Genomic DNA, 12321 nt, shown 5'->3' on the forward strand with positions numbered 1-12321 from the left:
CCCCGCCGCCCGGGCCGGGGGCTCACGGCGCCCGGGCCGGTCGCGGCCCACGCTACTGGCGGAATCGCCGCCGGGGCCGGGTCTTTCCTGCTAGACATCCTCCTGGAGGCGCCGCGTGCCGGATCCTCCGCTGAGGCCCTCCCGGGATCGAAGCATTGCATAAACGTGCGCTAGTACGTATAGTCATGCCATCGATGAGGAGGGTCCGATGGTGGTACGTGCAGCGGTGGCCGGAGCGAGCGGGTACGCGGGCGGTGAAGTCCTGCGCCTCCTGCTCTCGCACCCCGAGGTGGAGATCGGCGCCCTCACCGGCAACTCCAACGCCGGACAGCCCCTCGGCTCCCTGCAACCGCACCTCGTGCCGCTCGCGGGACGCACCCTGGAGGCGACCACCCCCGAGGTCCTCGCCGGCCACGACGTCGTCTTCCTCGCCCTCCCGCACGGCCAGTCCGCCGCCGTCGCCGCCCAGCTCGGCGAGGACGTCCTCGTCGTCGACATGGGCGCCGACCACCGGCTCAAGGACTCCGCCGACTGGGACGCCTTCTACGGTGCCCCGCACGCCGGGACCTGGCCCTACGGGCTCCCCGAACTGCCCGGCGCCCGCGAGGCGCTGGAAGGGACCAAGCGCATCGCGGTCCCCGGCTGCTTCCCCACCGCCGTCTCCCTCGCGCTCTTCCCCGCCTACCAGGCGAAGTTCGCCGAGCCCGAGGCCGTGATCGTCGCCGCCACCGGCACCTCCGGCGCGGGCAAGGCCCTCAAGCCGCACCTGCTCGGCGCCGAGGTGATGGGCACCGTGACCCCGTACGGCGTGGGCGGCGGGCACCGCCACACACCCGAGATGGTCCAGAACCTCAGCCCGCTCGCGGGCGAGCGCGTCTCCGTCTCCTTCACACCGACCCTCGTCCCCATGGCGCGCGGCATCCTCGCCACGTGCTCGGCCAAGGCGCTCCCCGGCACCACCGCCGAAGCGCTGCGCGCCGCGTACGAGAAGGCGTACGCCGACGAGCCCTTCGTCCACCTGCTGCCCGAGGGCCGGATGCCGTCCACCAAGTCCGTCCACGGTTCCAACGCCGTCCACGTCCAGGTCGCCTTCGACGAGTCCGCCGGGCGGATCATCGCCGTCAGCGCCATCGACAACCTCACCAAGGGCACCGCCGGCGGCGCGGTGCAGAGCATGAACATCGCCCTCGGGCTTCACGAGAGCCTGGGTCTTTCCACGATCGGAGTCGCACCGTGAGCGTCACGGCAGCACAGGGATTCACGGCGGCGGGCATCGCCGCCGGGATCAAGGCCAACGGCAACCCCGACCTGGCCCTCGTGGTCAACCACGGGCCGAGTCTGGCCGCCGCGGGCGTCTTCACCTCCAACCGCGTCAAGGCCGCCCCCGTGCACTGGACCGAGCAGGTCCTGCGGGGCTCCGCCGTCAGCGCGGTCGTACTGAACTCCGGCGGCGCCAACGCCTGCACCGGCCCCAAGGGCTTCCAGGACACCCACGCCACCGCGGAGAAGGTCGCCGCCACCCTCAACGAACACGGTCCCGGCGGCGACTTCAACGCCGGAGAGATCGCGGTCGCCTCCACCGGGCTGATCGGCGTCCTGCTCCCCATGGACAAGCTGCTCCCCGGCATCGAGACGGCCGCCGCGGCCCTGTCCGCGGACGGCGGCGAGGCCGCCGCCATCGCCATCAAGACCACCGACTCCGTGCACAAGACGGCCACCGTCTCGCAGGGCGGCTGGACCGTCGGAGGCATGGCCAAGGGTGCGGGCATGCTCGCCCCGGGCCTGGCCACCATGCTCGTCGTCATCACCACCGACGCCGACCTGGACAGCGCCACCCTCGACAAGGCGCTGCGCGCCGCCACCCGCACCACCTTCGACCGGGTCGACTCCGACGGCTGCATGTCCACCAACGACACGGTGCTGCTGCTCGCCTCCGGCGCCTCCGGCCAGGTGCCCGCGTACGAGGACTTCGCCGAGGCCGTGCGCAAGGTCTGCGACGACCTGGCCCGCCAGCTCATCGGCGACGCCGAGGGCGCCAGCAAGGACATCCGCATCGAGGTCATCGGCGCGCTCACCGAGGACGACGCGGTCGAGGTCGGCCGGTCCATCGCCCGGAACAACCTGCTCAAGTGCGCCATCCACGGCGAGGACCCGAACTGGGGCCGGGTGCTCTCCGCGATCGGCACCACCCAGGCCGCCTTCGACCCGGACCGGCTCAACGTCGCCATCAACGACGTCTGGGTCTGCCGGAACGGATCGGTCGGCGACGACCGCGACCTGGTGTCCATGAAGGACCGCGAGGTCCGCATCACCGCCGACCTGTGCAACGGCAGCGAGTCCGCCGTGATCTGGGGCAACGACCTGACCGCCGAGTACGTCCACGAGAACAGCGCCTACTCCTCATGAGCGACGAGAAGACCGGCCAGCCCGGCACCTCCGGCGGCACCGCCCGCAAGCACACCGCCCTGCCCAAGGCGCAGATCCTCATCGAGGCCCTGCCGTGGCTCACCCGCCACAACGGCAAGGTCGTCGTCATCAAGTTCGGCGGCAACGCCATGATCGACGAGGACCTCAAGGCCGCCTTCGCCCAGGACGTGGTCTTCCTGCGCCAGGCCGGGCTGAAGCCGGTCGTCGTGCACGGCGGCGGCCCCCAGATCAACGCCCAGCTCGACAAGCAGGGCCTGGTCAGCGAGTTCAAGGCGGGGCTGCGCGTCACGACCCCGGAGGCCATGGACGTCGTACGGATGGTCCTGGCGGGCCACGTCCAGCGCGAGCTGGTCGGTCTGCTCAACCAGCACGGGCCGCTCGCCGTCGGCATGACCGGCGAGGACGCCCGCACGATCATCGCGAGCAAGCACAGCCCGGAGATCGACGGCGAGGTCATCGACATCGGCCGGGTCGGGGAGATCACCTCCATCGACACCGGCGCCATCGAGGCCCTCCTGGAGGACGGCCGGATCCCGGTCATCTCCTCCATCGCGGGCAGCGCCGACGACCACCACGTCTACAACGTCAACGCCGACACGGCGGCCGCGGCGCTCGCCGCCGCCCTGGGCGCCGAGACGCTGATGGTCCTCACCGACGTCGAAGGCCTGTACGCGGACTGGCCGCACAGCGACGAGGTCATCAGCAAGCTCACCGTCAGCGAGCTGGAGAAGCTGCTGCCCGAGCTGTCCAGCGGCATGGTGCCCAAGATGGAGGGCTGCCTGCACGCCGTGCGCAACGGCGTGAACACCGCCCGCGTGCTCGACGGGCGGGTCCAGCACTCGATCCTGCTGGAGATCTTCACCGACTCCGGCATCGGCACGATGGTCGTGCCCGACCACCAGTCAGGGGGAACGCGATGACGAAGGGCACCGGCAACCAGGAGTACGGCGCACGCTGGCAGGGGGCGCTGACCGACAACTACGGCACCCCCGCGGTCGCGCTCGTACGCGGTGAGGGCGCCCAGGTGTGGGACGCCGACGGGAAGCAGTACACCGACTTCGTCGGCGGCATCGCGGTCAACGCCCTCGGGCACGCCCACCCGGCGATCGTGGCGGCCGTGACCGAGCAGATCTCCACCCTCGGCCACGTCTCCAACCTCTACATCTCCGAGCCGGTCGTCGCGCTCGGCGAGCGGCTGCTCCAGCTCTTCGGCCGCCCCGGCAAGGTCTTCTTCTGCAACTCGGGCGCCGAGTCCATCGAGGCCGCCTTCAAGATCGGCCGGCTGACCGGGCGGACCCACATGGTCGCCACCGACGGCGGCTTCCACGGCCGGACCATGGGCGCCCTCGCGCTCACCGGCCAGCCGAAGAAGCAGGAGCCCTTCCGGCCGCTGCCGGGCGACGTCACGCACGTCCCCTACGGTGACGTCGAGGCCCTGCGGGCCGCCGTCACCGAGGAGACCGCCCTCGTCGTCATCGAGCCGATCCAGGGCGAGAACGGCGTGGTCGTACCCCCCGCCGGATACCTGACGGCCGCCCGCGAGATCACCCGCGCCACCGGCACCCTGCTCGTCCTCGACGAGGTCCAGACCGGCATCGGCCGGTGCGGCCAGTGGTTCGAGCACCAGGCCCACGAGGACGTCGAACCCGACATCGTCACCCTCGCCAAGGGGCTGGGCGGCGGTCTGCCCATCGGCGCGGTGGTCGCCTTCGGCCCCGTCGCCGACCTGCTCCGGCCGGGCCAGCACGGCACCACCTTCGGCGGGAACCCGGTCGCCTGCGCGGCCGGCCTCGCCGTCATCGACACGATCGCCACGGGCGGGCTGCTCGACCAGGTCAAGGACCGGGGCGAGCGGCTGCGCTCCGGCGTCGAGGGCACGGGCCACGCCCTGGTCTCCCACGTACGGGGCTCGGGACTGCTGCTGGGTATCGTGCTCACCGAGCCGCTCGCAGCCCGGGTGCAGCAGGCGGCTCAGGATGCCGGCTTCCTGGTCAACGCGCCCGCCCCCGACGTCGTACGGCTCATGCCCCCGTACGTACTCACCGAGGCCGAGGCGGACGCGTTCGTCCGGGCCCTGCCCGGCATCCTTGACGCAGCAGGCGGGGACGGATCCGGAGAATGAGACGACGATGAGTCAGGCGCAGGACAACGAGCAAGGCGGCCAGGCCGTCCCGCAGACCCGCACCGCGCGTCACCGCCGGATCGTGGACATCCTCAACCGGCAGCCGGTCCGCTCCCAGAGCCAGCTGGCCAAGCTGCTCGCCGACGACGGGCTGAGCGTCACCCAGGCGACGCTCTCGCGCGACCTCGACGAGCTGGGCGCGGTGAAGATCCGCAACACCGGGGGCGAGCTGATCTACGCGGTACCCAGCGAGGGCGGCTTCCGCACCCCGCAGGCACCGCTCGGCGAGTCCGCGAAGGAGGAGCGCATGCGGCGCCTCTCCGGGGAACTGCTGATCTCGGCGGAGGCCTCCGCGAACCTCGTGGTCCTGCGCACCCCGCCGGGGGCGGCCCAGTTCCTCGCCTCGGCGATCGACCAGGCCGAACTCCGCGCGATCCTCGGCACGATCGCGGGCGACGACACCCTGATGCTGATCAGCCGGGACCCGGCGGGCGGCCAGGCCCTCGCCGACCACCTGCTGCGGCTGGCGCAGAAGGAGGGCTGAGCGCGGGGGGCGTCCGGGGCGCGCCGGAATTCCGGTGCGGGCCCCGGCGCCCGCGGCATAGCCTCGGGGCGTGCTCCAACTCGTCCTCGCGCTCTCGGTGTCCGTCGTCACCGTCGCCGTCTACGGGCCCGTCGCCCTGCGGTGGCGGCGCCGGACGCTGGTCCGGCGCGAGACGCTCCGGCTCGTCGCCTCCGTCCGGCTGGAGCCCTACCACGCCGCCCTGCTGCGGAACGAGGCGACGGCGTCGGCGGCCGCCGAACTCGTCCTCGCCGGGTACCTCCGGATCGACGGGGAGGGGGCGGCGTTCCTGACCGAGGAGGGCCGCGACCCCGGCCGGACGCCCGCGCACCCGCTGCCCGCCGCCCTGCTGGAGGCCGTACGCCGGCACGATCCCGAGCCCGTGTCGATCGGCTGGATCGACCGGTGCGACGAGGAGTACGCGGCGCGGCGCGGCGCGTACGCCGGCGAACGGGACGCCCTGCTGCCCGCTCTCCCGCGGATGCCGGACGGCGAGGGGAACAGGCTGCTGGCCTGCTGCGGCTGTGTGGGCATCGTCCTGGTGATGTTCTTCTGGAGCATCGCGGGCGTGCTGCTGCTGGCCGAGCGCCCGCACGGCGTACGGGAATGGGCCTGCGCCGCGGTGGCGGCCCTGGGCCTGGCCGCACTGGCGTCCGCCGAGAAGGCGGGCAGGGTGGTCCGGGAACGGACGGAGTGCGGCGACCCGCTGGGCGACCTCGCCCGCGCCCAGCCGCACCCGGCCTTCGCGGCGCTGGACGAACAGCGGCGACTCCTCGTCCTGCGGAGCATCGCGGACTACTACCGGTGGCAAGGCGCGGACCGGGTCGTCGTGGAAGCGGAGCACGACGACGACGAGGACGACGAGTGGCTGGACGACAAGGTCTGGTGGGAGGACGCGTACGAGTACCGGGCCGCCGACGAGGACGAGCCCGGGGCCCGGCCTAGTAGCGGGTGACGGCGAGCGGCCCCTCCTGCGTACCGATCGCGATGTGCGGACGGCGGCGCGGGTCCGCCCAGCGCAGGATCGCCCGCATGGCCCGCTCGGGCACGGACACGCAACCGGCCGTCGCGCCCTTGCCGTTGACGTGCAGGAAGATCCCGGCGCCCCGGCCGCGTACGGGCCGGTCGTAGTTGAAGGCGATCACCAGCGCGTGCGCGTACTGCTTCTCGTACGTCACCAGGTGCTCGGCCTCGCCCGGCGCGCAGTCCGCGGGCAGCGGCTCCACCCAGCGGTTGTAGTGGGCGGACGCGTTGTCCTGGCACCACCAGGAGTCGCGGTTCACCCGCCGGTAGAGGTGGTCCGTGCCGGCCGGTGCCCGCCGGATCCCGAAGGCGTAGGGGAGTGCGTAGAGGCCCGTGGGCGTCGTGTTCGTGCCCTGGGTCCGGGTCGTGCCCTCGGTCAGACCGTTCGCCCCGAAGCGGGCGGGCGCGCTCCCGGCCCGGTGCCAGCGCCCCGCCCACCGCTCCCACCAGATCACCTGGCCGGTCGTGGATCCGGACACGGGTGCGACGGCGGTGATCAGCTGACTTCCGCCGCCGGTGTCGGCGAGACGGTCGGGCAGGGGCGCGGGTCCCCGGGGGAGCAGGGCGGCGACGACAGTGACGACAGTGACTACAGCGGTACGCAGCACATGTCAGACGGTACGGGGCGGAAGGGGCAGAGGCAGCGCAGGCAGGCCGTCGACGCTCGTCTCGATGAACTCCTTCTTCTCGCAGTACTCGGCGAACTCCTCGTCCGTCTTGCGGCCGAAGTACTCCGCGTGGAGGGTGCGCTCGCCCTGGTACTCCATGAAGGGGACGGCGTACCCGCAGACATCGGCGATCCGGCGGGCGCGGACGAGGATGACCGCCCGCGCCGCGGGTCCGTCGGCCTCGCCGAACAGCGCGATCAGCTCGGCCCAGCGCGGGTCGTCGCGGAAGACCGCCTCGCCCTCGCCGTGGATGCGCACGATGTTGGGCGGCCCGGAGAACGCGCACCACATCAGGGTGATCCGGCCGTTCTCCCGGACATGGGCGATGGTCTCGGCGCCGCTGCCCCCGAAGTCGAGGTAGGCCAGGGTCTGCTCGTCGATGACGACGAGGGTGCCGGCGCGGCCCTTGGGGGAGAGGTTGATGTGACCGTCACCCGTGAGCGGGGCGGTCGCGGTGAAGAAGACCGGCTGCTCCTCGATGAACTTGCGCAGCCGGCCGTCTATGCGTTCGTGGAGTTTTCCCATGGGATCAGTATCCGTCCGAGGGGTCCGGCCGGTTCGGAAGGCCCAGTCTTGAGCGCATCCGACGCATCACGTGGTCGCTGAACAGGTGCGTGCACCGGTCCAGGAGGGTGCCGACCTCCGGGTCGCGCACCGGCAGGTCCGGCGTGCCGTACGGGGACCACATGCTCTGGACGCGCTGCTCCGCGATGGCCCGCAGGGCCGGGTCACGGTCCGTCAGGAGCTCGGTGGAGGCGCGCAGTCCGGCCACTCCGCCCCGGGCGAACAGCAGCCGGTAGGCCGCCCGGCGGGTGTGCGGCGGCCGGTCGGGCGCGATGCGGGCCGTCAGCCAGTCGACGGGGAGCAGCGGGGCGGAGCCGCTCAGGCTCCGGCCCACCTCGCGGGCCACCGCGGGCACCGGGTCGTCCAGCAGCGGCCGCAGCAGCTCGATGTCCGTGGTGTCCAGCAGGCGCAGCCCGGCGACGGCCGCGGCCCGCACCTGGCCGTCGGGGTGCTCCAGCAGCGCGCGCAGCACCGGCGCGTCCGGGCGGCGGGCGCACTCGGCGAAGCCGGTCACCGCGTACGGGCTCGGGCGGCCGGGGCCGGCCAGCGCCTCGCGGTACAGCGGGTACGGGTCGCCACCGCCCTGGCGGACCAGCCAGCGGGCACAGGCCCGCACCGTCCCCGAGCGGTCGGCGAGGTGGTCGGCGGCCTCGGCGGTCCGCCCGGCCCGGCGCAGGGCGGTGACCCCGGCGGCGCGGACCATCGCCCCGTGCGCGCCGAGCAGCGTGTCGACGGCCCCGTCGTCGGGTCCGCCGGCGGCCATGGCGGCCAGCGCGGCGTCCGTCCACAGCCGGGCCGCCGCCGGGTCGAGCTCGCCGGCGGCCAGCAGGGCCAGCTCCCTCGCGTCCAGCAGCCCGGCGTCGACGGTCAGCCGCGCGGCGAACCGCCGGGTCGGCAGGTCCGGGCTCCCGCGCAGCTCCCCGAGGAGCCCGGCGGTGGCGCCCAGTACGGCCTGGAACCGCTCCAGCGCCCACGCGCCCTGTTCGCGCCGACCCAGCCGCAGCACGAGCGGGGTCAGCCTGCGCAGCGTGCCCGCGGGGTCGGCGGCCAGGGCCGCGGCCAGCAGCCCCCGGGCCCGCTCCCGTACGGCGGGCACCCAGTCCGCACAGCGGATCGCGACGAGTTCGGGCACCGGCCCGGGCTCGCGCAGCGCCGCCTCGCGGATCCGGCCGTCGCGATGGCACAGCCGCCACGCCGCCGACACGTCGGCGGGGGTCACGTACGACCGGTGGTGGATCCGCCGGACCGCGTGGTCGAAGCCGATCCACTCGGCCGCCGCGCCTCGGGGGAGCGAGAATCCGGCCCCGTCCGGCGCCGCGCCCGTCAGCAGCCGCGCGTATGCGCGTTCCGTCCCTCTTCCGTCGCGCGATCCGGCGCTCATGTGGCCCCCCTGTGGTCGTCGAGGTCGATCGTAGGCACCGCGGCCGCCCGCTCGCCTCCGATATAGCCGCAGGTCAGGCCCGGCGCGTGGGCGCCGGTGGCGGTGCGCCCACGACGCGATTGACGAAACATACGGAGTAGTGCATACTTATGCCTGTCGTTGAATGCACCGTAAGGAGAAACCCGTGACCGAGCGCGTCGTACTCGCCTACTCGGGCGGCCTGGACACCTCCGTCGCCATCGGCTGGATCGCCGAGGAGACGGGCGCCGAGGTCATCGCCGTTGCCGTGGACGTCGGCCAGGGCGGCGAGGACCTGGACGTCATCCGCAAGCGCGCGCTCGACTGCGGTGCGGTCGAGGCCGAGGTCGCCGACGCCTCCGACGAGTTCGCCAACGAGTACTGCCTCCCGGCGATCAAGGCGAACGCCCTCTACATGGACCGGTACCCGCTGGTCTCGGCGCTCTCCCGGCCGGCCATCGTCAAGCACCTGGTCGCCGCCGCCAAGAAGCACGGCGCCACGACCGTCGCCCACGGCTGCACCGGCAAGGGCAACGACCAGGTCCGCTTCGAGGCCGGCATCGTCGCTCTCGCCCCGGACCTCAAGTGCATCGCCCCGGTCCGTGACTACGCGATGACCCGCGACAAGGCGATCGCCTTCTGCGAGGAGAAGCAGCTCCCGATCGCGACCACCAAGAAGTCCCCGTACTCCATCGACCAGAACGTCTTCGGGCGCGCCGTCGAGACGGGCTTCCTGGAGGACATCTGGAACGCCCCGATCGAGGACATCTACGAGTACACCTCGAACCCGGCTCTGCCGCGTGAGGCCGACGAGGTCGTCATCTCCTTCAAGGAGGGCGTCCCGGTCGCCATCGACGGCAAGCCCGTCTCCGTGCTGCAGGCCATCCAGCAGCTCAACGACCGCGCCGGAGCCCAGGGCATCGGCCGGATCGACATCGTCGAGGACCGTCTCGTGGGCATCAAGTCCCGTGAGGTGTACGAGGCCCCGGGCGCGATCGCGCTGATCACGGCCCACCAGGAGCTGGAGAACGTCACCGTCGAGCGCGAGCTGGCCCGCTACAAGCGGCAGGTCGAGCAGCGCTGGGGCGAGATGGTCTACGACGGCCTGTGGTTCTCCCCGCTCAAGCGCGCCCTGGACGGCTTCATCAACGAGGCCAACCAGCACGTCACCGGCGACATCCGGATGACCCTGCACGGCGGCCGCGCCGTCGTCACCGGCCGGAAGTCGGACGAGTCGCTGTACGACTTCAACCTCGCGACCTACGACTCGGGCGACACCTTCGACCAGTCCAAGGCGCAGGGCTTCATCGAGATCTTCGGTCTCTCCTCGAAGATCGCGGCCCGCCGCGACCTCGCCTGACCGATCAGCAGTACGTGACCGCCTCCCCGTTTCCTCCGCGGCGGGGAGGCGGTTCCCTGTCCGAAAGCATGTCGTACAGGCCGTACAGGCCATGCAGTCCTGAGGAGCAGTAGCTGTGAGCAGCAACAAGGGTGACGTCCGGCTCTGGGGCGGCCGGTTCGCCGACGGTCCTTCGGAGGCGCTGGCCCTGCTGTCGGCGTCGGTCCACTTCGACTGGCGCCTCGCGCCGTACGACATCGCGGGCTCCCGCGCCCACGCACGCGTGCTCCACAAGGCCGGCCTGCTCACGGCCGAAGAGCTCGACCGCATGATCGCCGGACTCGACCGGCTCGAAGCCGACGTGGCCGACGGTTCCTTCACCGGCACCGTCGCCGACGAGGACGTGCACACCGCCCTGGAACGCGGTCTGCTGGAGCGGCTCGGCGCCGAGCTCGGCGGCAAGCTGCGCGCCGGCCGGTCCCGCAACGACCAGGTGGCGACCCTCTTCCGGATGTACCTGCGCGACCACGGCCGGATCATCGGCGGTCTGATCGCGGACCTCCAGGACGCGCTGGTCGGCCTCGCCGAGACCCACCACGACGTGGCCATGCCGGGCCGGACCCACCTCCAGCACGCGCAGCCGGTGCTCTTCGCCCATCATGTGCTCGCCCATGTGCAGTCCCTGTCCCGGGACGCGGAGCGGCTGCGCCAGTGGGACACCCGGACCGCGGTCTCCCCGTACGGCTCGGGCGCGCTGGCCGGCTCCTCGCTGGGGCTGGACCCGGAGCAGGTCGCCGCGGACCTGGGCTTCGAGCGCGGCTCGGTCGGCAACTCGATCGACGGCACGGCCTCGCGCGACTTCGTCGCCGAGTTCGCCTTCGTCACCGCGATGATCGGGATCAACCTGTCCCGGATCGCGGAGGAGATCATCATCTGGAACACGAAGGAGTTCTCCTTCGTGACGCTGCACGACGCCTTCTCGACCGGGTCGTCGATCATGCCGCAGAAGAAGAACCCGGACATCGCCGAGCTGGCGCGCGGCAAGTCGGGCCGCCTCATCGGCAATCTGACCGGCCTGCTCGCGACGCTCAAGGCGCTGCCCCTGGCGTACAACCGGGACCTCCAGGAGGACAAGGAGCCGGTCTTCGACTCCTGCGACACCCTTGAGGTCCTGCTGCCCGCCTTCACCGGCATGATGGCGACCCTCACCGTGAACCGGGAGCGGATGGAGGAGCTGGCCCCGGCGGGCTTCTCGCTCGCCACCGACATCGCGGAGTGGCTGGTCAAGCAGGGCGTCCCCTTCCGGGTGGCGCACGAGGTGGCCGGCGAGTGCGTCAAGGTCTGCGAGGGCGAGGGCATCGAGCTCGACCAGCTGACGGACGACCAGTTCGCGAAGATCTCGGAGCACCTGACCCCCGAGGTCCGGACCGTCCTGAACGTCAGGGGCGCCCTGGCCTCGCGGAGCGGCCGCGGCGGTACCGCCCCGTCGGCGGTCGCCACCCAGCTCACCGAGCTGAAGGCCGACCTCGTCATCCAGCACGCCTGGGCGGCCCACAAGCAGTAGTCCGCAGGCCCGCAGGGGCGGTGGGAGCCGGTCGGCCCCCACCGCCCCTGCGGCATGCCCGGGTACCGGCGGACGGCCCCGCCGACCCGCCCGGTCAGGGCGCGGCCCACGCGGCCAGCGTGTCGAAGTCCGCGCGGACCAGCCCGATCCGCTCGTCGATGCGCATCAGCAGGGTCCGTGCCGGGTGGCACCGGTCGACGTACTCGCGGTCCATCGCCGTGATGTCGTCGTCGATCCAGGCGAAGGGCCGCTCGCCCGCGTATTCGAGGATGTACTGGGTCTTCCAGAACGTGCCGCGCGGGGCCCGGCCGTGCATCACCGGCCAGTCGATGAACGGGAGCCCGGGCAGCCCCAGGTGAGGGCCTATCCAGTCGTTGGCCTCGTCCTTCCACGTGGTGGCCCAGACCAGCTCGTAGGTGTCCGCGAGGGCGAGGAGTTCCGCGCCGTGGGCGGGATTCAGCCAGACCCGCAGCGGCTCGGCCCGCTCGGCCCCGGTCCAGCCCGTCGGGCGCATGCGGTGGGTGGCGTACCCCTCGGGGCGGCGCTGCGCCTTGGCCGCGTAGGGGTTCAGCGGGCCGTCGACGTCGATCAGCAGCAGGGGCTTCATCTCGGCAGGATTCCGTTCCGGCTGCGCTCAGGCAGCTCATTTTTCG

At 72.4% G+C, this 12321-nt stretch carries 12 protein-coding genes; 8 read left to right on the plus strand and 4 right to left on the minus strand.

Translation table 11 applies throughout. From position 1 onward, the window contains the following. Positions 1 to 208: 208 nt before the first annotated feature. The 6 genes from argC to Sspor_RS32860 all read left to right on the plus strand — a co-directional run bounded on the left by argC (position 209) and on the right by Sspor_RS32860 (position 6066). Entirely contained in the window at positions 209 to 1237 is a 1029-nt protein-coding gene (argC, locus tag Sspor_RS32835) for an N-acetyl-gamma-glutamyl-phosphate reductase (RefSeq protein ID WP_202202334.1), read from the plus strand. Continuing rightward, on the plus strand, positions 1234 to 2406 hold the full coding sequence (gene argJ / locus Sspor_RS32840; protein WP_202202335.1) for a bifunctional glutamate N-acetyltransferase/amino-acid acetyltransferase ArgJ: 1173 nt from the start codon (positions 1234 to 1236) through the stop codon (positions 2404 to 2406). The genes argC and argJ overlap by 4 nt, the downstream gene beginning before the upstream one ends. Then, positions 2403 to 3347: an acetylglutamate kinase gene (argB, locus tag Sspor_RS32845; protein ID WP_202202336.1), complete on the plus strand. Its 945-nt coding sequence runs from the start codon at positions 2403 to 2405 to the stop codon at positions 3345 to 3347. Before argJ ends, argB begins: the two co-directional genes overlap by 4 nt. Beyond that, positions 3344 to 4549, plus strand: a complete 1206-nt coding sequence (locus tag Sspor_RS32850; protein ID WP_202202337.1) for an acetylornithine transaminase — start codon at positions 3344 to 3346, stop codon at positions 4547 to 4549. Before argB ends, Sspor_RS32850 begins: the two co-directional genes overlap by 4 nt. A gap of 7 nt (positions 4550 to 4556) precedes the next feature. Next, the gene (locus Sspor_RS32855; RefSeq protein WP_030765547.1) at positions 4557 to 5093 is read left to right on the plus strand and encodes an arginine repressor; all 537 of its coding nucleotides are present in this window, start codon (positions 4557 to 4559) and stop codon (positions 5091 to 5093) included. 70 nt (positions 5094 to 5163) lie between these two features. Beyond that, a complete protein-coding gene (locus Sspor_RS32860) occupies positions 5164 to 6066 on the plus strand; it encodes a hypothetical protein (protein ID WP_202202338.1) in 903 nt (300 codons plus the stop codon). On the opposite strand, the gene Sspor_RS32865 is transcribed toward Sspor_RS32860, so the two are convergent. From Sspor_RS32865 to Sspor_RS32875, 3 genes are read right to left on the minus strand one after another with little or no spacing between them, the layout of a single operon-like run. Next, positions 6053 to 6739 carry a L,D-transpeptidase family protein gene (locus Sspor_RS32865; RefSeq protein ID WP_202204019.1) on the minus strand — a complete coding sequence of 229 codons (687 nt, stop codon included), beginning with the start codon at positions 6737 to 6739 and terminating at the stop codon, positions 6053 to 6055. The two genes, Sspor_RS32860 and Sspor_RS32865, sit on opposite strands and share 14 nt — an antisense overlap. Positions 6740 to 6745: 6 nt before the next feature. After that, positions 6746 to 7327, minus strand: a complete 582-nt coding sequence (locus tag Sspor_RS32870; protein ID WP_202202339.1) for a pyridoxamine 5'-phosphate oxidase family protein — start codon at positions 7325 to 7327, stop codon at positions 6746 to 6748. Between the two features lie 4 nt (positions 7328 to 7331). Continuing rightward, positions 7332 to 8747 (minus strand): HEAT repeat domain-containing protein, encoded by a 1416-nt coding sequence (locus tag Sspor_RS32875; protein WP_202202340.1) that lies wholly within the window; start codon positions 8745 to 8747, stop codon positions 7332 to 7334. Positions 8748 to 8931: 184 nt separating this feature from the next. On the opposite strand from Sspor_RS32875, the gene Sspor_RS32880 reads away from it, so the two are divergent. Together Sspor_RS32880 and argH are read left to right on the plus strand one after the other, a co-directional pair. Further along, entirely contained in the window at positions 8932 to 10125 is a 1194-nt protein-coding gene (locus Sspor_RS32880; RefSeq protein ID WP_030723509.1) for an argininosuccinate synthase, read from the plus strand. Between the two features lie 115 nt (positions 10126 to 10240). After that, entirely contained in the window at positions 10241 to 11668 is a 1428-nt protein-coding gene (gene argH / locus Sspor_RS32885) for an argininosuccinate lyase (protein ID WP_202202341.1), read from the plus strand. 94 nt (positions 11669 to 11762) lie between these two features. On the opposite strand, the gene Sspor_RS32890 is transcribed toward argH, so the two are convergent. Then, positions 11763 to 12275, minus strand: coding sequence for an HAD domain-containing protein (locus tag Sspor_RS32890; RefSeq protein WP_202202342.1), 513 nt, complete (start codon positions 12273 to 12275; stop codon positions 11763 to 11765). Between the last annotated feature and the right edge of the window lie 46 nt (positions 12276 to 12321).

Source organism: Streptomyces spororaveus (genome assembly GCF_016755875.1).
GTDB lineage: Bacteria > Actinomycetota > Actinomycetes > Streptomycetales > Streptomycetaceae > Streptomyces > Streptomyces spororaveus.